Raw genomic sequence first — 20,860 nt, 5'->3', positions numbered from 1 at the left:
GTATTCCATTCTCCATTTGTGGCTTACTTAATGCTAGTCCAGCAACCTAAAGTGACTCGGTCATTGTTGCCATAATCCTTTTCAGTACTCACTTGCTGATAACCAAATTCGGTTAAAATAGTTCGCACTTCGCCGCCTTGCTCAAAGCCATGTTCCATTAACAGCCAACCATTTGGCAGCAAATATTGACGCGCATGGTCGGCAATAAAACGCAGATCCGCCAGACCTTTATCTTCAGCCACTAAAGCCGTTAATGGTTCAAAGCGTACATCACCTAAGGCTAAGTGCGGATCTTGTTTATCAATATAAGGCGGATTGCTCACAATACAACTAAATTGAGCATCAGCGCCTAAAGGTTCATACCAACTGCCTTGCAAAAATTGCGCATTGGTTAAATTTAACTTTTGTGCATTGCGCGTCGCCAGTTGTTGTGCTTCAGGCTGTAAGTCTATCCCTGTCACACTCAAGCAAGGCAACTCAGATGCCAAAGCCAATGCTAGCGCGCCAGTACCTGTGCCTAAATCCAGAATATCACCGCTGATACCTTGCTTGGACAGTAACGCAACTTTATCTAGCGCTAACTCCACCAAACGTTCGGTATCGGCGCGCGGGATCAGCGTGGTTGGCGATACGTCTAATGGCAGCGACCAAAACTCACGTTCACCGACCAAATAAGCAATCGGTTTGCCTTCCAATCGTTGCTGTAACAAGGCATCAAACTGCTCACTTTGTTCAGCGCTCAACTCTCGCTCTGGCCATGTGAGTAAATAGCTGCGCGGCTTATCTAACACATGGCACAACAATACCGTCGCATCTAATGACGGTGACTCACTGCCACCATTGATTAATGCTTGGGTGGCATGTTTTAATTGCCCTTCGATCGAGTTCATTAATTTTGTTCAGCAAGTGCCGCCAGTTGATCGGCTTGATACTCTTGAATAACCGGATCAACTAAGCTTTGTAGATCGCCTTCCATCACTTCCGCTAAACGGTATAAGGTTAAGTTGATGCGGTGATCCGATACACGACCTTGCGGATAGTTATACGTACGAATACGGTCACTACGATCGCCCGAGCCTAGCAAGTTACGACGAGTGTCTGACACTTCTGCTGCGCGTTTGGCTTCTTCTGCTTTAATAATACGTGCCGCAAGAACCGCCATCGCTTTGGCTTTGTTTTTATGCTGTGAACGTTCGTCCTGACATTCCACCACCGTACCCGTTGGTAAGTGAGTAATACGAATAGCAGAATCGGTGGTGTTAACGTGCTGACCACCCGCGCCGGATGAACGGAAGGTATCAATTTTCAGATCAGACGATTTAATTTCTGGAATTTCGGCTTCTGGAATTTCAGCCATGACCGCAAGCGTACAAGCTGAAGTATGCACACGCCCTTGAGATTCAGTAGCTGGAACACGTTGTACGCGGTGACCACCCGATTCAAATTTCAATACGCCATAAGCGCCATCACCGCTTACTTTTGCGATCATTTCTTTAAAGCCGCCTTGCTCTGAAATATTGCTGCTCATTACCTCAATCCGCCAGCCTTTTTTCTCGGCAAAACGGCTGTACATACGGAATAAATCACCAGCAAAAATACCCGCTTCATCACCACCCGCACCGGCGCGAATTTCTAAGAAGCAGTTACGATCATCGTTTGGATCTTTTGGAATAAGCAGAATTTGTAAGTCATCGGCTAGACGTTCAATGCTCGCTTTGGCTTCTTTAATTTCTTCTTGCGCCATCTCACGCATTTCCGCGTCATCTTCTTGCGCCATTTCTTCAGCTGCGACTAAATCTTCTTGTGCTTGTTGGTATGCTTGGAAGCACAAAGTCACTTCTTCTAATTGAGAGTACTCTTTTGATAACGCGCGGAATTTATTTTGATCACCGATCACATCTGGATCACCTAATAAATGCTGCACTTCTTCATAACGCTCAACCAGCGTTTCTAACTTGGTTAAAATTGACGATTTCATAATTTTATCTTAAATGTCATGTTGCTATTGATGGGGGCTGTTAATTACATCGCTTGCATAAGAGCATAGCTAAAGTTCATCTAAACCTAAACTTTGACGAATAACAGTTAACTTTTCTGGCTCGCCCTGCTCGGCAACCACTTGCATGGCTCGAGTTGGCTGATGGATTAATCGGTTGGTGAGTTTGTTGCTTAATTCGCGTAATACTTTTTCAGGATTGCCACCGGCGGCTAAGGTATTTAAGCTTTTTTCCAGTAGATCATCTTTGATTTCGTTGGCGTGTTGGCGGTAGTCTCTAATGCTATCAACAGCTTGCAGTGAACGCAGCCACATCATATACGCGGCGCTTTCTTCGCTCACAATCGCTTCTGCTTGAATGGCTTCAACTTTGCGTTGTTCCATGTTTTTGTTGATGATCCCTTGCAGGTCATCGACGCTATATAAATAGGCATCATTAAGATCGCCGACTTGCGCTTCAATATCACGTGGAACCGCAATATCGACTAATAACATAGGTTGGTGCTTACGTTGTTTTAAAGCGCTTTCTACCATGCCTTTACCAATGATCGGCAATGGACTAGCGGTTGAACTGATCACGATATCGGCGCGAGATAAATGCTCAGGGATCTCGGAGAGTGTGATCACTTCACCATCAAATTGGTCAGCTAGTAGTTTAGCGCGTTCAATGGTTCGGTTGGCCACTATAATATTTTTGCAATGGGTCGATGATAAATGTTTGGCGACTAATTCAATCGTTTCACCCGCGCCAACCAACAATACGGTAATATTTTTCATCGATTCGAAAATTTGTTTCGCGAGCATACAAGCGGCGTAAGCGACCGAAACTGCACTGCCACCAATTGCCGTTTCAGTACGCACTTTTTTAGCCACTGAGAAAGCTTTATGGAACAGTTTCTCTGTCATGCCATTGACGGCTTTATGTTCAACCGAGGCCGCGTAGGCTTGTTTGACTTGACCCAAAATTTGCGGCTCGCCTAAAACTAACGAATCAAGCCCACAGGCAACGCGCATTAGATGCTGCACTGCGGTTTGTTCTTCATAACTATAAATACAAGACATTAAAGCGTCTGGATCCACTTTATGGAACTCCAGCAACCAATCGATAATGTAGCCTTGGCTGACCCCTTTGCGTAGATCACAATAAATTTCAGTACGGTTACAAGTCGAGACGATCACTCCACTTTTTATGGCATGACTTTCCGCCATCTGAGCAAGGGCTTCAGACAGTTTATCTGGTGAAAATGCAATTTTTTCTCGCAACTCAACCGACGCTGTATTGTGATTGATACCAATAGCAAGCAAAGACATGTAGTGGGAATACTCTAAAATAATAGTTATTGAGGCGGCAATTTTACTTGATGGGCAGTATTAATGAAAGGGCTAGAGCCTGTATTCCTCCATTTCAGCTAACATTCGTCTATTTCAAGCTACATTTGTGCTGAAGCGCTCACAAATAAAGTGCTACAATTGCCAAGAAACTCACTCATCAGTAAGGATTTTCTTTGCCTATCCTCCCAATTTTTCGTCGTATTACGGTCTTACTCCTTAGCGCAATCACGTTAATACTGGTCGGTTGTAGTTCAACACCGCCTTCTAACACCAGCGTTGACTGGCAACAACAACAGCAAGATCTCACTCAATTAAATACCTTTAAAGTCACCGGCAAAATTGGTTACCAAGATCCAGAGCATCGTCAGTCTCTTAATTTTGTATTAACTCATGCTTCTCATTACGATCAATTAAAATTGCTGAGCTTTTTTGGTCAAACAGTAATGACACTGCAAATGTTACCTAGTGGCGCGATGCTAACCACCTCAGACGGCAAAGTCACCACCGCAGCGCAAGCCAATCAATTAATCAAGCAATTAACTGGTTTAACCATTCCGGTTTCTGAACTACCCGATTGGATCAAAGGCCTGCCAACTGGCGCTGATAACATTACGTTTAACGACATGAATAATGTGGCCAGTTTAGAAAAAGAAATTGATACAAAGCAGTGGCAACTCGATTACTTAAGTTATGCGCCGCAAGCTACGTCGGTTAAGCCCGACCTTATGCTGCCAAGTCATTTGTTTTTACAACAAGATAAAACTCAAATTAAAATCGTGATCAGTAAGTGGATTTTTTAATGCCGGCGAACAACATTCAAACTCTAAAAGCAAAATCCATCGCTTGGCCTTCTCCTGCCAAGCTTAATTTATTTTTGTATATTACTGGTCGCCGCGATAATGGTTACCATGAACTGCAAACCTTATTTCAGTTTATTGACTTTGGCGACACGTTATTTTTTGATGTCAATAATACCGGTGAGATAACCATCACCCCTGCGATTGAGGGGGTATCACTGGAGCAGAATCTGATTTGGAAAGCAGCCAATGCGTTGAAAGTCTATGCGCAGCAAAATGGTTCATGCGGATCTCAATCCAATATAGAACAACACAAGCTGGGCGTAGATATTCAACTTGATAAAATACTGCCAATGGGCGGCGGTTTAGGGGGCGGTTCCTCTAATGCGGCCACGACGCTAGTTGCTTTAAATACCCTTTGGAATTTAAATATTGATATTGATACCTTAGCGGAAATTGGTTTAGCTTTAGGCGCGGATGTGCCTGTTTTTGTGCGAGGCCAAGCCGCCTTTGCGGAAGGTGTGGGTGAAAAACTCGAGCCCGCTCATCCTGCCGAAAAATGGTATTTAGTCTTAAAGCCTGATGTGAACATCGCCACTGCGGATATTTTCACTCACCCAGATCTGACTAGAAACACGCCTAAACAGGCTTTAAGCACGCTTTTACAGCAAGGTTACGAAAACGATTGCGAAAAAATCGTTACTTTGCTGTATCCAGAGGTTGCTAAGCAACTTTCATGGCTGTTACAATATGCGCCGTCGAGACTAACTGGTACCGGTTCTTGTCTTTTTGCTGAGTTTGATACTCAACAGCAAGCCGAACAAGTGCTTGAATACCTAGCGTCGACCGAATTTTCAAATAGTGTCTTTGGCTTTATCGCCAAGGGAATGAATACTTCTTCCCTTTATAAGACTTTGGCTGACTATAAACAAGCCAACCACAACTCAATTTAAAACTGGACTCAACCCGAGGTTTCCACCGTGCCTGATATGAAGCTATTTGCTGGTAACGCCACACCTGAACTAGCCCAACGTATTGCAGATCGTCTATACATTTCCCTTGGTGATGCAGATGTTGATCGTTTTTCTGACGGCGAAGTCGCTGTTAAAATTAATGAAAACGTCCGTGGTAGTGATGTGTTTATCATCCAATCTACCTGCGCCCCAACCAATGACAACCTCATGGAATTGGTTGTTATGATAGATGCAATGCGCCGCGCTTCTGCTGGCCGTATTACTGCCGTCATCCCTTACTTTGGTTACGCACGCCAAGATCGTCGAGTTCGCTCGTCTCGTGTGCCGATCACTGCTAAAGTTGTTGCTGATTTCTTGTCTAACGTGGGTGTTGACCGCGTTTTGACTATCGATTTACACGCTGAACAAATCCAAGGTTTCTTTGATGTTCCAGTGGATAATATCTTTGGTACTCCGGTATTAATGGAAGATATGAAATCTCGCGGCTTAGAAGATCCTGTGGTTGTTTCTCCAGATCTTGGTGGTGTTGTTCGTGCTCGTGCAACCGCTAAAATGTTAGATGACACGGATATCGCAATTGTTGATAAACGTCGTCCACGTGCTAACGTTTCTGAAGTGATGAACTTGATTGGTGATGTTAAAGGCCGTGATTGTGTGATCGTCGATGACATGATCGATACCGGTGGCACACTGTGTAAAGCAGCTGAAGCCCTAAAAGAACGTGGTGCAAAGCGTGTATTTGCTTATGCGACTCACCCAGTATTCTCAGGTAACGCAGCGAAAAACATTGCTAACTCTGTGATTGATCAAGTTATTGTGACTGACTCAATCCGATTATCTGATGAGATAAAAGCGACAGGTAAAGTCACTCAACTGACTTTATCTAGCATGTTGGCTGAAGCGATTCGTCGTATTAGCAACGAAGAGTCTATCTCGGCGATGTTTAATTAAGAGACTTCCTCTTACTTAAAGCTCAAAATTTTAAAACCACTTCATATCATGTGAAGTGGTTTTTTATTATTTGTCACTCTGCCCACCCTTTTAAAAAATATGCTATCATGCCGCGCTTTTAAAATTTGCAAAGAGAGCTAAATCTTGACTCAATCGATCAAATTACTGGTTGGCCTCGCCAATCCTGGGCCTGAATATGTCCGCACTCGTCATAATGCGGGTGCTTGGGTAGTGGAAGAATTAGCACGAGTGCACAATGTTAGTTTAAAGGATGAAAGTAAATTCTTTGGCCTAACTGGGCGCATTATGGTGCACGGTCAAGATTTACGGCTGCTTATCCCGACCACATTTATGAATCTATCGGGAAAATCGGTCGCCGCATTAGCCAAGTTTTATCAAATCAAACCTGAAGAAATCATGGTCGCACACGACGAATTGGATCTTCCCCCTGGCGTGGCTAAATTTAAAAAAGGCGGCGGTCATGGCGGCCATAATGGTTTAAAAGACATCATTGCCAAGCAAGGCAATAATAAAGAATTTTACCGCTTACGCATTGGTATTGGCCATCCAGGTCATAAAGATCGCGTTGCAGGTTATGTATTGGGCAAAGCGCCAACCAAAGAACAAGAATTACTTGATGCTGCAGTTGATGAATCGGTTCGCAGCTTAGACATACTACTAAAAGATGATCTCGCCAAAGCGCAGAATCGTTTACATACGTTTAAAGCTGAATAGATCATTTGGATCATTAAGCAAAACAATTAAATTACAACAACATCGGCAATTACGCTGAATGAAAGAAGGTTTATAACATGGGTTTTAAATGTGGGATCGTCGGTTTACCGAACGTAGGTAAATCAACTCTATTTAACGCACTGACTAAAGCAGGTATTGAAGCGGCTAACTTCCCTTTCTGTACTATCGAACCTAACACTGGTGTTGTGCCGGTTCCGGATCCTCGTCTTAATGCATTAGCAGAAATTGTTAACCCAAAACGCATTTTGCCAACCACAATGGAATTTGTTGATATTGCAGGTTTGGTTGCTGGCGCATCAAAAGGTGAAGGTCTAGGTAATAAATTTCTAGCCAACATCCGCGAAACTGACGCTATCGGTCACGTTGTTCGTTGTTTTGAGAACGAAAACATCGTTCACGTTGCTGGCCGTATCGATCCGATTGAAGATATCGAAATCATCAATCTTGAGCTTGCTCTGGCCGATCTTGATAGTTGTGAACGTGCTATTCAACGTCAAGCAAAAAAAGCCAAAGGCGGCGATAAAGACGCTAAATACGAAATCACCGTATTAGAAAAATTACTGCCAGTATTCGTTGAAGGCGGCATGGCTCGCGGTGTTGCATTAAGCAAAGAAGAATTAGCAGCAGTTGGCTACTTAAACTTCTTAACCTTGAAGCCAACCATGTATATCGCCAATGTGAGCGAAGATGGATTTGAAGATAACCCATTTTTAGATAAAGTTCGTGAATACGCCGAAGGCGAAAATGCGGTAGTGGTGCCAGTTTGCGCCGCAATTGAATCTGAAATGTCGGAACTTGAAGAAGAAGACCGTGACGAATTCTTAGCTGATCTCGGTATTGAAGAGCCAGGTCTTAACCGTGTTATTCGTTCTGGCTACGAATTATTAGAGCTTCAAACCTATTTTACCGCGGGTGTACAAGAAGTTCGCGCTTGGACAATTCCTGTTGGTGCTACTGCTCCACAATCTGCGGGTAAGATCCACACCGACTTTGAAAAAGGCTTTATTCGAGCTGAAGTGATTGCTTTTCAAGACTTCATCCAATTTAAAGGTGAAAGCGGAGCAAAAGAAGCGGGTAAATGGCGTTTAGAAGGCAAAGATTACATTGTTAAAGATGGTGATGTGGTTCATTTCCGCTTTAATGTTTAAGTTTTTTTAGCTAACAATCTAATAATTTTTTAAAGTCAGTGGTCCCGCCACTGACTTTTTCTTTTTTATTCACTCTGAAAATCGTCAAATCAGATCTGACCAAGAGATATTTAAAACCAGCAGACCCGCAATATAATGGGTGTTTTTGCTTACAAATAACGCTTTTTGTTTAAAAAAAATGCGAACGATTCATTTTAGAAGATTTATTCAAAAAAACTATTGACGCTTGCAGCCCTAATCCGCATAATGCGCTCCGTTCTCGTTACACAGTTAAACGTGTTGAGGCAGAGGTGAAAATCTCAATTTGGCTACGTAGCTCAGTTGGTTAGAGCACATCACTCATAATGATGGGGTCACAGGTTCGAATCCCGTTGTAGCCACCAAATTTTACAAGTTTTGATTTTTTCGAAATTTGACGCTCGATAAAGTAGATTGCCTCCAATCAATTTACTAAGTTTACATCGAGTAACTAGTTGTTGAGTTTATACTTTAACTTCTAGTCACGGTTTTGCGGTCGTGGCGGAATTGGTAGACGCACCAGATTTAGGTTCTGGCGCCGAGAGGTGTGAGAGTTCAAGTCTCTCCGACCGCACCATTGATTCAAAACGTTTCTCCTTGTGAGTTTCGTCTGTTGGGCTATCGCCAAGCGGTAAGGCACTGGCTTTTGATGCCAGCATTCCCTGGTTCGAATCCAGGTAGCCCAGCCATTATTCAAAATGGTAGGTTAGTTAGATAAAGCCATTGGCTTTTGATGACATACCCAAATAGTTCCCTGAATTCGTTTCAGGTAGCCTAGCCATTATTGAAACAAACTTCACTTTGCGAGGTTTGTCGCTCAAAAAGTATTTTTTACTATTTGAGACTAGAAGTTCAGAGGATGGTTAGTTATACTCTCTGGCTCGAAAAGTTACTAAGTAACTTTACAATACAAAATTTGGCTACGTAGCTCAGTTGGTTAGAGCACATCACTCATAATGATGGGGTCACAGGTTCGAATCCCGTCGTAGCCACCATATAAAATACATGTTTTGATTTTTCGAAATGTGTCACTCGATAAGTAGATTGTCTCCAATCAATTTACTTGGTTTATATCGAGTACTGGATGTTAAGTTTAAATACTTTAACTTCTAGTCACGGGTTTTGCGGTCGTGGCGGAATTGGTAGACGCACCAGATTTAGGTTCTGGCGCCGAGAGGTGTGAGAGTTCAAGTCTCTCCGACCGCACCATTGATCCAAAACGTTTCTCCTTGTGAGTTTCGTCTGTTGGGCTATCGCCAAGCGGTAAGGCACTGGCTTTTGATGCCAGCATTCCCTGGTTCGAATCCAGGTAGCCCAGCCATTTACAGCGTTAACAAGATTGCCAATATCTTATTAACTATAAAACTCTTCTTGTAAAAGAAGCGCTGCGGTCGTGGCGGAATTGGTAGACGCACCAGATTTAGGTTCTGGCGCCGAGAGGTGTGAGAGTTCAAGTCTCTCCGACCGCACCATTGATTCAAAACGTTTCTCCTTGTGAGTTTCGTCTGTTGGGCTATCGCCAAGCGGTAAGGCACTGGCTTTTGATGCCAGCATTCCCTGGTTCGAATCCAGGTAGCCCAGCCATTATTCAAAATGGTAGGTTAGTTAGATAAGCCATTGGCTTTTGATGACATACCCAAAGAGTGCCCTGGTTTCATTTCAGGTAGGCCAGCCATTTACAACGTTAACAAGATTGCCAATATCTTATTAACTATAAAATTCTTCTTGTAAAAGAAGCGCTGCGGTCGTGGCGGAATTGGTAGACGCACCAGATTTAGGTTCTGGCGCCGAGAGGTGTGAGAGTTCAAGTCTCTCCGACCGCACCATTGATTCAAAACGTTTCTCCTTGTGAGTTTCGTCTGTTGGGCTATCGCCAAGCGGTAAGGCACTGGCTTTTGATGCCAGCATTCCCTGGTTCGAATCCAGGTAGCCCAGCCATTATTCAAAATGGTAGGTTAGTTAGATAAGCCATTGGCTTTTGATGACATACCCAAAGAGTTCCCTGGTTTCATTTCAGGTAGGCCAGCCATTTACAACGTTAACAAGATTGCCAATATCTTATTAACTATAAAATTCTTCTTGTAAAAGAAGCGCTGCGGTCGTGGCGAAATTGGTAGACGCACCAGATTTAGGTTCTGGCGCCGAGAGGTGTGAGAGTTCAAGTCTCTCCGACCGCACCATTATTCAATCGAACCCACTTTTTAGTGGGTTTTGTTGTTTCTGGCTTATGCTTATTTTATCTCCTTCTTATTTATCCTCCTTCTGTACTGCTTTGCTAAGGTTTTATTTATGAGATAAACATCTCGAAAATACTTCCCATCACGCATTCCAATTTATGTGAATTTTACGCACCATAAAGCCAATTGATATAAACCCCTCTAATGGATAAACCTATGCTTGTGGAACCGTTAACCCCACCTCAAACCTTATCGCTAATTTTAGGGTGCTATACTCCCACGAGTCCTTATGGCTTGCATCGACTTGACCTCAATAGCGTCACCGGCGAATTACAAGCCAACCTATTAGAGATACCAATCAAAGATCCGTCTTATTTTGATGTTTATCAGTCCCAAATTTATGCCATTTCAGAAGTCAGTGCAGATCATCATCCACAAATTCACCAATACTCACTATGCAAAGTTCAATGTAATAAAACAGGCCAATTTGATATTAGTGGTGATTCACCTTGCTTTATCGCAATGAATGCCCAACACAAACTGGCGACTACCGCACAATATGGCAGCGGTCATGTGGATGTATTCCAACTCGATGATTCATTAGATTTAAAACAACACCTCCAATCCATAGATAGCACCTCGAAAGCATCAGCGCAGCAAGTGTCGCATGCACATCAAGCCATAATCCTAAATCACACTAAAACGCTAGTAAGCGTCGATTTAGGCTTAGATAGGTTGAGTTTTTATCCGTATGACCAACATCATGAGTGTTTTTCAATTCAAAACCGTCAAGAGTTAGACTTAGCGTCAGGCTCGGGGCCAAGACATGTTGAATTTACTCAAGATGAACAATTTGGCTTACTCTTATGTGAAGTGTCGGAGCAATTGATTGTCATTCACGATCAACAGCAACAATGGCAGATAATCAATGCTCAAGCTGCTTTTCCAAATACGGACAATGGACAGGCTGGCGGCGCGATTAAACTGTCACCCGATGAGCGATTTTTTTATCTTTCGGGACGGCGTCAAAATATCATCAGTTGTTTTGCATTTGATAACCAAACTGGAACAGTAAACCATCAATATTCGGTTGATTGTGGTGGTGATTTTCCACGAGATTTTGCCATTTCAGAAAATGGTGAATGGTTAGTCGTGGCCAATCAAAATGATCATAGCGTGGTGAGTTTTAAACGAAATGTATTCGATGGCAGAATTCAACATACCGGACATAGTCTTTTCATTGATATGCCGGTATGTGTCAAATTCTTCGAGGGTTGATATTTAATAACTAAGCCTATAAACCAAGCGCATATTTAAGCACTTGTTTCTTAACTTCGCCGGAATGTTGCGCGGCTTTCAATACCGTATTACGCACCAATTTTAATGGACCGATATCGTTACTAAAGGTTTTATAGAAAAAATCCATTCCCGTTTGCATCAGTAAATTATCGCTGCGGCGGCGTTGTTGATAGTCAATAAACGCTTGTTCAGACTCAAGACCTTTATCAGCAATGGTTTCAAGTAAGGCCCATACATCTTTAAAACCAAGGTTGACCCCCTGACCTGCCAATGGATTAATAGTATGGGCAGAGTCCCCGACTAACACACATCGTTTAGCAAAGTATTTTTGTGCGTGACGACGAGTCAGAGGAAACGATCCCGCTTGCAATACTTTAATATCACCGAGCTCGGCAGGAAAATGAGTGAGCACTTCCTCACGTAATTTTTCAACCGGCATGTTCTGTAATTGTTTGATTCGCTGTGGCGTGTCATACCACACTAATGAGCCTTGTTCACGCCCATCCGCCAGTGGTGCTAAGGGCAAAAATGAACGTGGACCGGTCGGAGTAAACCATTGCCATGTGGTATCACGTAGAGCATTATTGGCTTGAGGTGGCATTTCGACATTAATCAGCATGCAACGCTGACGGTAATCCCAAGCGGTAATACCAATATTAGTTTGTTGACGCACTTTCGAGTTAGCACCATCGGCTCCCACCACCCACAAAGCTTCTAGAGTCTGACCCGAAGCTAAGACTACTTTGTTGTATGCGTCATTAAATTCGAGGTGATCAAGGCTATCTGGGCAAAATAATTCGAGATTAGGGTATTGCTCAAACTGATGCCACAAACCTAATTGCAACAAGCGGTTTTCAACCATATAACCCAGTTTATCTAAACCAATCTCATCGGCATGAAAGCGAGTGCGACATTCAGGGTGTTCCCAAGTTTCTAGCCCCAAATACGGTAACACTCGTTTAGTCGCAATATTGTCCCATGCGCCAAGTTGCTGCAAAAGATCAACCGATGCTTTTGAGATAGCAGAAACGCGCAGATCCGTCGGTTGCGAAGCTTCAAAAGCCAACGGCTCAACCCCCTCAACCAAAGCGACTCGTTTTTTCTGCTTAGCTAGGCCAAGTGCAACCGCGGCACCGACCATACCACCACCAATTACCACCACATCAAACTTAGACATATTTATTCTCATAATCGTTAATGATCACATTCTACCCTTTTCCCACTTTCTTGCAGCCATGATGTTCAAATTATTCAACTTTCCCACCGCAATTATCCATAGCATTTTTAGGTCTATTATGCAGAGATTGCTTTGTTACTTCTCCCCCCTAGTCAGGTGAGGTTTAAAGCAGTACAATACGCCGCTGGCTAGATCCCTGTGGCACAAACTGCTTAAGTCTAACCAATAATGATGAGCAAAAGCTCAACCCAAAACCGATTTAATACGAGCGAATGTGATAATGAGTAAGAAACTGCTAATTAAAACTTGGGGCTGTCAGATGAATGAATATGATTCATCTAAAATGGCCGATTTACTAGGTGCCGCAAACGGATACGAACTGACCGAAGATCCAGCGGAAGCAGATGTATTACTTTTAAATACATGTTCGATCCGTGAAAAAGCACAAGAAAAAGTGTTCCACCAACTTGGTCGTTGGAAAACATTAAAAGACAAAAAAGAAGGCGTGGTGATTGGTGTCGGTGGTTGTGTCGCCACTCAAGAAGGCGATCACATTCGTCGTCGTGCCCCTTTTGTTGATGTTATATTTGGTCCACAAACCTTGCACCGTTTACCTGAGATGATCAGACAGTCTCAAGCAAAATCCGGTCCAGTAATGGATATATCTTTCCCTGAGATAGAAAAGTTCGATAATCTTCCAGAGCCAAAAGCCGAAGGCCCAACCGCTTATGTTTCGATTATGGAAGGCTGCTCAAAATACTGTACTTATTGTGTCGTGCCTTACACTCGCGGTGAAGAAGTTAGCCGCCCGATGGACGATGTTTTATTTGAAGTGGCTCAACTTGCCGATCAAGGTGTACGCGAAATCCATTTATTAGGTCAGAACGTCAATGCTTACCGTGGACCAACCTTTGATGGTGATATCTGCTCGTTTGCCGATTTGCTGCGTTTAGTCGCCTCAATTGATGGCGTTGATCGCATTCGTTTTACCACCAGCCATCCATTAGAATTTACTGATGACATCGTTGAAGTGTACAAAGATACCCCGGAAGTGGTGAGCTTCTTACACTTGCCAGTTCAAAGTGGTTCAGACCGTATTTTAACGATGATGAAGCGCCCTCATACTGCGATTGAATATAAATCTATCATTCGTAAAGTGCGTAAAGCGCGTCCAGATATTCAAATCAGTTCTGATTTCATTGTTGGCTTCCCTGGTGAAACCAAACAAGATTTCGCCGATACCATGAAGCTTATCAAAGAGATTGATTTTGATATGAGCTTTAGTTTTGTATTCTCGCCTCGTCCTGGCACGCCTGCGGCCGATTTCCCTTGCGATATTCCCGAGCAAGAGAAGAAAGACCGATTGTATGAACTGCAACAACAAATTAACGCACAAGCTATGCGATACTCGCGCTTAATGCTTGGAACGACTCAGCGTATTTTAGTGGAAGGTCCATCGAGAAAAGACTTGATGCAACTGACTGGACGTACTGAAAATAGCCGTTCAGTGAACTTTGAAGGCTCGCCAGATCTGATTGGTCAGTTTGTTGATATCGAAATCACTGAAGTATTGCCAAACTCATTACGCGGTAAATTGGTGCGAACTGAAGCAGAAATGGGCTTACGTTCTGCGGTATCACCAACCGATATGATGAAAAAAACACGCAAAGAAGATGATTTAGGGGTTGTGACTTTCGTTCCTTAACTCCATATCCTTCTATAATGATATAAAAAAGCGGTCAACTTTTTATACCCAAACTAATTGAAGTTGCAGTGAGGCGGTAAGGATACTCATCCCAATGAGCTTAGCTTTTGTAAACAGAGAGCTTGTCTAAGAGATTGGGGTGAGTGATTGTAACCACCTATTGTTTATAAACAACAAAACTGCGACTTCAAGTAGGACGGGGATATTGAACCGCAAAACTATGAGAGGGACCTAGTGAGTAATAAAATCGTCACACTTGAAATCAACTTAACACCTTCCGACAACCACAGACTTGCCAGTTTATGTGGCCCTTTTGATGACAATATCAAACATCTTGAACGCCGTTTAGGTGTCGAAATTAACCATCGCGGTCATTTTTTCACCATTGTTGGCAAGCCTCATACTGCCGCCGCGGGTTTAGATATTCTTAAAGACTTGTATGTTGATACTTCTCCTATTCGTGGTGTAATTGCCGACATTGAACCTGAAAACATTCATCTTGCGGTGAAAGAGTCTGGTATTTTAGAGCAGCAACAAGAACAAGTGATTGAATACGGTAAAGAAGTCTTTATAAAAACCAAAAAAGGCATCATTAAACCTCGCACCCCAAACCAAGGTCAATATTTAGTTAATATTGTGACTCACGACATTACTTTTGGTATTGGTCCTGCGGGTACGGGTAAAACTTACTTGGCGGTTGCGGCGGCGGTAGATGCGCTTGAGCGTCAAGAAATCAGCCGTATTCTATTGACTCGCCCTGCGGTTGAAGCGGGTGAAAAACTCGGTTTCTTACCTGGTGATTTAAGCCAAAAAGTCGACCCTTATTTACGTCCACTCTACGATGCATTATTTGAAATGCTCGGCTTTGAGCGGGTTGAAAAACTGATTGAACGTAACGTGATTGAAGTGGCGCCACTGGCTTATATGCGTGGTCGTACTCTAAATGATGCCTTTATCATTTTAGATGAAAGCCAGAACACCACCGTTGAGCAGATGAAAATGTTCTTAACGCGTATTGGCTTTAATTCTCGCGCCGTGATAACCGGTGATGTGACTCAGATCGATTTACCTCGTGGTGCTCGCTCAGGGCTTCGTCATGCGGTTGAAGTGTTATCGGATGTCAGTGATATAAGCTTTAACTTCTTTATTGCCGATGATGTAGTGCGCCATCCTGTGGTTGCTCGCATTGTTAACGCCTACGAGAAGTGGGAAACCAAAGATCAAAAAGAACGCGATATTATCGACAAACGTCGTCGTAAAGAGCGTGAGCAACGTGAAGCACAAGCCGCAGCGATCTTTAATCATGCTGACAAGACTGCTGGTGTCGATAGTACACCAGCACAGCCAAAGGATTAATCCATGAGCATTGAACTCGATCTTCAAATTGCCGTCGAAAATGACGAATTATTACCACCAGAAGCTCAATTTCAAGAGTGGTTAGACGCGGTGATCCCTTTATTTCAACCGCAAGCGGAATTAACCATTCGGATTGTTGAAGCGGAAGAAAGCCAACAACTCAATCGTGATTACCGTGGCAAAGATAAGCCAACTAATGTGCTATCTTTTCCGTTTGAAGCGCCACCTGGTATTGAGATAGATTTACTGGGTGATTTAATCATTTGCCAACAAGTGGTTGAAGCTGAAGCGAAAGAGCAAAATAAACCTCTGGTAGCACATTGGGCACACATGGTTATACATGGCTCGCTTCATCTGTTAGGTTATGATCATATTGATGATCACGAAGCGGAAGAAATGGAAACCATCGAAACTGAGATCATGCAAAAATTGGGTTTTGACGACCCTTACATCTCAGAAAAAGAATAATTAATAAATAAGCGCGCTATCCGCTGTTGATAGTCATCATGCCAACCACAATACTTCAAGATTCACAATTATTGTGTTTGGTATAACTAAAGAGTAAACATGAACAATGATAACTCACCTTCTCATGCAGAAGGTAAGAACGACAAATCTGAAGGTCCCAGTAGAAAGTCCTTCTTCGACCGTTTAGCTCAAATGTTTCAAGGTGATCCTAAAGATCGCCAAGAGCTAGTGGAAGTGTTTCGAGATTCAGAAGAAAACGATTTAATCGACCCTGATACTCGTGACATGCTCGAAGGAGTGATGGAAATTTCAGAAATGCGTGTACGGGATATTATGATCCCTCGCTCTCAAATGGTCACTATCAGTCGTGATTATGATTTAGATACCCTTGCAACCTTAATTATCGACGCGACTCACTCTCGTTATCCTGTGATTAACGAAGACAAAGATCATGTTGAAGGAATGCTGCTGGCAAAAGATTTATTACGTTATTTGGTGTCAGACAGTACGCCATTTACACTCAATGAAGTATTACGCCCTGCCGTGGTGGTACCTGAAAGTAAGCGTGTCGATCGCTTATTGAAAGAGTTTCGTGAAGAACGCTATCACATGGCGATTGTGGTCGATGAATTTGGCGGCGTGTCCGGTCTTATCACCATCGAAGATATTTTAGAAGAAATTGTTGGCGAAATTGAAGATGAATTTGACGATGAAGAAAGCGCCGATATTCGCCAGTTAAGTAAACATACTTTTTCGGTTAAAGCCTTAACCGACATCGATGATTTCAACGATGCCTTTAACACTACTTACAGTGATGACGAAGTCGATACCATCGGTGGTTTAGTCATGATCAACTTTGGTCACTTGCCAGAACGTGGCGAGTCGGTAGATATAGATGGTTATACTTTTAAAGTGACCGCTTGTGATAATCGCCGCGTCAATCAACTGCAAGTCACCATCCCAAATAACTCAGAGACAAATATTGAACCTGAGACAACCAATAATTAAGAAGCATTAACCGCGAATGATATCAACTTTGATTCAGCGCTTATGGCGGCCTCTTTTGGCCGCTTTTATTGGCGCCACCACCACACTTGCTTTTGCACCTTTTAGTTACTGGCCGATCGCGCTGGTTAGCCCATTCCTGTTACTTTTGCTACTCGATTCACAAACTGCAAAAGCCGGCGCTTGGATTGCCTTTGCTTGGGGTCTAGGTCAATTTGGTACTGGGATCCATTGGGTTCATGTCAGTATCGATACCTTTGGCGGCATGCCTAAAGCGGCGAGCGTCTTCTTAATGACCCTTCTGGTCGCCTATCTTGCCATTTACCCAGCTCTTTTTGGTGGCTTTTTAAACCGTTTTTTCCCGACTAATAATCGTCGTCGTTTATTGATCGCCGCGCCGATATTCTGGTTATTTAATGATTGGTTGCGTGGTTGGGTGTTTACCGGATTCCCTTGGTTATGGTTGGGTTACAGCCAAATCGACAGCCCACTCAATGGCTTTGCCCCTGTTTCAGGCGTAGAGTCGATTACGCTAATGCTATGGATCATTGCCGGCAGCCTCGTGTACGTGTTGCGCAGTCGAAAATGGCAATATCTCGCCGTTCCTGTCGCCATTGTAGGTTTAAGTTATGCTTTAAACCAAGTGCAATGGGTTAAGCTGAATCCGGCCAGTAAAACCTCATTTGCGTTAATCCAAGGTAATATCGATCAAAAATCAAAATGGTTGCCAAGCCACCGCTGGCCAACCTTAATGAAATACACCGATATGAGTCGTGAGAACTGGCAATCTGATATTGTTATTTGGCCGGAAGCTGCGATCCCGGCATTAGAATCAGACTTACCTGCCTTCCTGCAAAACCTTGATACCGCTGCGCGTACTAACAATACCGCGTTGATCACGGGTGTGTTATCGCAAGATGATATGGGTCGCTTTTACAATAATGTCTTAACCCTTGGTAAAGATGGTCAAGGCCCTTACGATTACGATACTGCTAAGCGTTACAGCAAACACCATTTACTGCCCTTTGGCGAGTTTGTGCCATTTGGTGATTTATTGCGTCCGATCGCACCATTTTTTAATCTACCAATGTCATCATTCCAACGTGGTGCTTTTATTCAGCCTAACTTGGTGGCGAACGGCCGTCATTTATTGGCCGCTTTGTGTTATGAAATCATTTTCAGCGAGCAAGTCAGACAAAATGTCACCAATGATACTGACTTTATTCTGACCTTATCAAATGATGCTTGGTTTGGACATTCTATCGGCCCTATCCAACATATGGAAATTGCCCGCATGCGAGCCTTAGAGTTGGGTAAACCACTCATTCGTGCAACCAATAACGGCATTACCGCGGTAACGGACTACAGAGGCCGTATCACTAAACAAGTACCACAGTTTAAAACCGAAGTGTTAAACGCTGAAGTCACATCTACAACAGGTAATACCCCTTACCGATCTATTGGTTCTTGGTTATTGTACCTGTGGAGTGTTATTGGTTTAGGTGGCGCTTGGTTGCTGCGTAATCGCTATAAGCAACGCTAGGGGTTTAGGTTTAGGTTTAGGTTTAGGTTACTCTTATCGTATTTACCCGAAAACAACTCTGTAAGCAAATAGCAATAAAAAAGGCGGCCTATCACCAATGATGATAGGCTGCCTTTTTGTTACCCGTGATTTTCATACCACGCTATAGATTCGCATGCTTAGGTCTCTTGCTATCACATCGCTTGCTTGATCTTACCCCAGTGACAGTAGTCATTCTTATAAGCCAAGCTGCCCCATAAGGCGTTAGCATTGGCAATATCAATCATAGCTTGCGGTAAATCCATCGCATCTAAATGATGGGTTTGAGGATTATATTGATAAGAACTGACTGGCTTATTGGCCTCAAACACTACCGCTTGATTATCGTTATTCATCCAAGCAAAAGTATCATGGTATTGCATCATGGCACGCAGCTTCGAGGTTTCGATATCTTGGGTTAAATCATGGCCAATCATTGGACCAAAGTTATCAATACCGATCATAGATAATAACGTTGGTGGTAAATCAATCTGACTGGCAATACGGTCATCTTTTTTCGCTTCAACACCACCGCCGAAAATAATCGCTGGAATGTTAAAGTAATCGACCGGCACCGCTTGATCACCGCAAACGCGTGAATCATGATCCGCCACCACCACAAAGATAGTGTCGTCCCAGTAATCTGATGCTTTGGCTTGCTTAATAAACTCACCAAAAGCGAAATCAGAATATTTCACGGTATTTTCGCGCGTCGCTGCAGGCGTGTTATGCAGCTCAATCTTACCTTCTGGATATTCATAAGGAGAGTGGTTGGTGGTAGTAAACACAAAACTAAAGAACGGCTTATCGCTTTTGTTTAACTCGGTAAATTGCTGATGTGCTTTATCATATAAATCTTCATCACATGCGCCCCACGAACCAATAAACTGCGGCTTAATAAAAGTAGGCAGATCTTGAATATCAGTAAAGCCATTGCCCAAACAATAACCCTTCATATTATCAAAATGGCTTTCTCCACCATAAATGAATTGAGTATGGTAGCCCTTATCAAATAGTGTTTGCGCAATGGTGTAGAAATTTTTCTGCCCTTTCGACAATTTTACAATTGCATTGGCCGGTGTTGGTGAAAAACCACTGGTTACCGCTTCAATACCACGAATAGAGCGAGTTCCGGTTGCATATAGACGGGTGAAATACCAACTCTCTTTGAGTATTTCATCTAAATTCGGCGTTAATGGTAAACCGCCCAATCCACCCACAAAACGTGAACCTAAACTTTCTTGCAATAAAATCACCAAGTTTTTTGGCTTACCTTGATAACTGGCAGGACGGCGAACTAGGGTTGGTAATTCAGGATGAATATATTGAGCTTGATCTATATGGGTCGATTGTTGAATAAGATCAATAACTTTGTCTTGCGACATTTTTGGATAGTAAGAAGACGCATCTTCGTCAGTACGCATTAGCTTAATTGCATACAGAACTGAATAAGTTGAATTTAGCGCAAAATCATTCATTAAGTGATCATGAGAAAAAGCAATCATAGATGGGTTGATGCCACGATGACCAAAGCTTGAACGAGCCCCAAGCACACATAAAGCTACCGCTACTAAACCTAGCGGTAAACGCCAATACCAAGCAGGACTGGCAATATCAGACACTAACAGGCCAGTAAACCACCAGCCTAAATATAAGGTTAACATCGACACCACAAGGCCAATAAACAGCTCTAATTTATAGCCCGTCCACAGCATACTGAACACTTCTTTCGGGTAAATCAGATATTCAACAAAGAAACGATTGGGGCGAACGTCATACTCATCGATAAAACTTGGGGTTGCGATCTCCATATAGACTAACAACCATAAACCAGCCACAAACCAAATACGTAATGCGGTTAGCCAAACACCACTAATCGCATCAAAGCCAGTAAATAAACAAGTTAATAAACTTGGTAGAATCAGTAGATAACAAAGCGTCACCACATCCATACGCAAGCCAGAAATCAAAATTGCTTTTAAGCCATTGGCTTTTTTAACTCGCTCACGCTTCCAGACGCACAAACAAATACGCGACATAGATAGAAGAATAAGGCCAATAACAAACATGGCAACAACAGGGAATAACACACCGAAGAACGACTTAAAAATTTCCAATATCTGATTCTCTAAATTTTCAA

General features: G+C 43.0%; 16 protein-coding genes and 11 tRNA genes. 22 read left to right on the top strand and 5 right to left on the bottom strand.

The genetic code is table 11. The features are described from left to right. Positions 1-23 precede the first annotated feature (23 nt). The 3 genes from prmC to hemA all read right to left on the bottom strand — a co-directional run bounded on the left by prmC (position 24) and on the right by hemA (position 3,307). Positions 24-890, bottom strand: coding sequence for a peptide chain release factor N(5)-glutamine methyltransferase (gene prmC, locus GFB47_RS03365; RefSeq protein ID WP_153446549.1), 867 nt, complete (start codon positions 888-890; stop codon positions 24-26). Beyond that, positions 890-1,978 carry a peptide chain release factor 1 gene (gene prfA, locus GFB47_RS03360; protein WP_153446547.1) on the bottom strand — a complete coding sequence of 363 codons (1,089 nt, stop codon included), beginning with the start codon at positions 1,976-1,978 and terminating at the stop codon, positions 890-892. Before prfA ends, prmC begins: the two co-directional genes overlap by 1 nt. A gap of 69 nt (positions 1,979-2,047) precedes the next feature. Beyond that, a complete protein-coding gene (gene hemA / locus GFB47_RS03355; protein WP_153446546.1) occupies positions 2,048-3,307 on the bottom strand; it encodes a glutamyl-tRNA reductase in 1,260 nt (419 codons plus the stop codon). A gap of 194 nt (positions 3,308-3,501) precedes the next feature. Between hemA and lolB the strand changes: the two genes are divergently transcribed. The 17 genes from lolB (at position 3,502) to GFB47_RS03270 (ending at position 11,427) form a co-directional block, all read left to right on the top strand. Next, on the top strand, positions 3,502-4,128 hold the full coding sequence (gene lolB / locus GFB47_RS03350) for a lipoprotein insertase outer membrane protein LolB (protein WP_153446544.1): 627 nt from the start codon (positions 3,502-3,504) through the stop codon (positions 4,126-4,128). Beyond that, positions 4,128-5,078, top strand: a complete 951-nt coding sequence (gene ispE / locus GFB47_RS03345) for a 4-(cytidine 5'-diphospho)-2-C-methyl-D-erythritol kinase (protein ID WP_153446542.1) — start codon at positions 4,128-4,130, stop codon at positions 5,076-5,078. Before lolB ends, ispE begins: the two co-directional genes overlap by 1 nt. A 27-nt stretch (positions 5,079-5,105) precedes the next feature. Next, positions 5,106-6,050, top strand: coding sequence for a ribose-phosphate pyrophosphokinase (locus GFB47_RS03340; protein ID WP_153446540.1), 945 nt, complete (start codon positions 5,106-5,108; stop codon positions 6,048-6,050). A gap of 144 nt (positions 6,051-6,194) precedes the next feature. Continuing rightward, positions 6,195-6,785, top strand: a complete 591-nt coding sequence (gene pth, locus GFB47_RS03335) for an aminoacyl-tRNA hydrolase (protein ID WP_153446539.1) — start codon at positions 6,195-6,197, stop codon at positions 6,783-6,785. Positions 6,786-6,862: 77 nt separating this feature from the next. Continuing rightward, a complete protein-coding gene (ychF, locus tag GFB47_RS03330) occupies positions 6,863-7,954 on the top strand; it encodes a redox-regulated ATPase YchF (protein WP_153446537.1) in 1,092 nt (363 codons plus the stop codon). 306 nt (positions 7,955-8,260) lie between these two features. Further along, a tRNA-Met gene (locus GFB47_RS03325) sits at positions 8,261-8,337 on the top strand. A 127-nt stretch (positions 8,338-8,464) separates the two neighbouring features. Beyond that, positions 8,465-8,549 (top strand) — tRNA-Leu (locus tag GFB47_RS03320). 37 nt (positions 8,550-8,586) lie between these two features. After that, positions 8,587-8,661 (top strand) — tRNA-Gln (locus GFB47_RS03315). Positions 8,662-8,890: 229 nt separating this feature from the next. Further along, positions 8,891-8,967, top strand: a tRNA-Met gene (locus tag GFB47_RS03310). A gap of 129 nt (positions 8,968-9,096) precedes the next feature. Next, a tRNA-Leu gene (locus GFB47_RS03305) sits at positions 9,097-9,181 on the top strand. A 37-nt stretch (positions 9,182-9,218) separates the two neighbouring features. Then, positions 9,219-9,293, top strand: a tRNA-Gln gene (locus GFB47_RS03300). 66 nt (positions 9,294-9,359) lie between these two features. After that, positions 9,360-9,444: transfer RNA gene (locus GFB47_RS03295), tRNA-Leu, on the top strand. A gap of 37 nt (positions 9,445-9,481) precedes the next feature. After that, a tRNA-Gln gene (locus tag GFB47_RS03290) sits at positions 9,482-9,556 on the top strand. Positions 9,557-9,713: 157 nt separating this feature from the next. After that, positions 9,714-9,798: transfer RNA gene (locus GFB47_RS03285), tRNA-Leu, on the top strand. Between the two features lie 37 nt (positions 9,799-9,835). Next, a tRNA-Gln gene (locus GFB47_RS03280) sits at positions 9,836-9,910 on the top strand. Positions 9,911-10,067: 157 nt separating this feature from the next. Then, positions 10,068-10,152, top strand: a tRNA-Leu gene (locus tag GFB47_RS03275). 213 nt (positions 10,153-10,365) lie between these two features. Further along, the gene (locus GFB47_RS03270) at positions 10,366-11,427 is read left to right on the top strand and encodes a lactonase family protein (protein ID WP_178306439.1); all 1,062 of its coding nucleotides are present in this window, start codon (positions 10,366-10,368) and stop codon (positions 11,425-11,427) included. A gap of 16 nt (positions 11,428-11,443) precedes the next feature. Here the strand turns inward: GFB47_RS03270 and GFB47_RS03265 are convergent, their stop codons facing one another. Then, positions 11,444-12,625: a 2-octaprenyl-3-methyl-6-methoxy-1,4-benzoquinol hydroxylase gene (locus GFB47_RS03265; protein WP_153446534.1), complete on the bottom strand. Its 1,182-nt coding sequence runs from the start codon at positions 12,623-12,625 to the stop codon at positions 11,444-11,446. A 280-nt stretch (positions 12,626-12,905) separates the two neighbouring features. Here GFB47_RS03265 and miaB point away from each other — a divergent pair, with 280 nt between their 5' ends. From miaB to lnt, 5 genes are all read left to right on the top strand, one after another. After that, positions 12,906-14,330 (top strand): tRNA (N6-isopentenyl adenosine(37)-C2)-methylthiotransferase MiaB, encoded by a 1,425-nt coding sequence (miaB, locus tag GFB47_RS03260; protein ID WP_153446533.1) that lies wholly within the window; start codon positions 12,906-12,908, stop codon positions 14,328-14,330. Positions 14,331-14,564: 234 nt separating this feature from the next. Further along, positions 14,565-15,686, top strand: coding sequence for a PhoH family protein (locus tag GFB47_RS03255; RefSeq protein WP_153446531.1), 1,122 nt, complete (start codon positions 14,565-14,567; stop codon positions 15,684-15,686). Positions 15,687-15,689: 3 nt separating this feature from the next. Further along, positions 15,690-16,154 carry an rRNA maturation RNase YbeY gene (gene ybeY / locus GFB47_RS03250; protein ID WP_153446529.1) on the top strand — a complete coding sequence of 155 codons (465 nt, stop codon included), beginning with the start codon at positions 15,690-15,692 and terminating at the stop codon, positions 16,152-16,154. 99 nt (positions 16,155-16,253) lie between these two features. After that, positions 16,254-17,162 carry a CNNM family magnesium/cobalt transport protein CorC gene (corC, locus tag GFB47_RS03245; RefSeq protein WP_153446528.1) on the top strand — a complete coding sequence of 303 codons (909 nt, stop codon included), beginning with the start codon at positions 16,254-16,256 and terminating at the stop codon, positions 17,160-17,162. Positions 17,163-17,178: 16 nt separating this feature from the next. Next, positions 17,179-18,702 (top strand): apolipoprotein N-acyltransferase, encoded by a 1,524-nt coding sequence (lnt, locus tag GFB47_RS03240; RefSeq protein WP_153446526.1) that lies wholly within the window; start codon positions 17,179-17,181, stop codon positions 18,700-18,702. A 173-nt stretch (positions 18,703-18,875) separates the two neighbouring features. On the opposite strand, the gene GFB47_RS03235 is transcribed toward lnt, so the two are convergent. Then, a complete protein-coding gene (locus GFB47_RS03235) occupies positions 18,876-20,837 on the bottom strand; it encodes an LTA synthase family protein (protein ID WP_178306438.1) in 1,962 nt (653 codons plus the stop codon). Positions 20,838-20,860 lie beyond the last annotated feature (23 nt).

Origin of the sequence: Vibrio algicola (assembly GCF_009601765.2) — a bacterium.
GTDB lineage: Bacteria > Pseudomonadota > Gammaproteobacteria > Enterobacterales > Vibrionaceae > Vibrio > Vibrio algicola.
The sequence above is the reverse complement of the archived record's forward strand: the minus strand, read 5'-3'. Positions and strand labels throughout refer to the sequence as shown.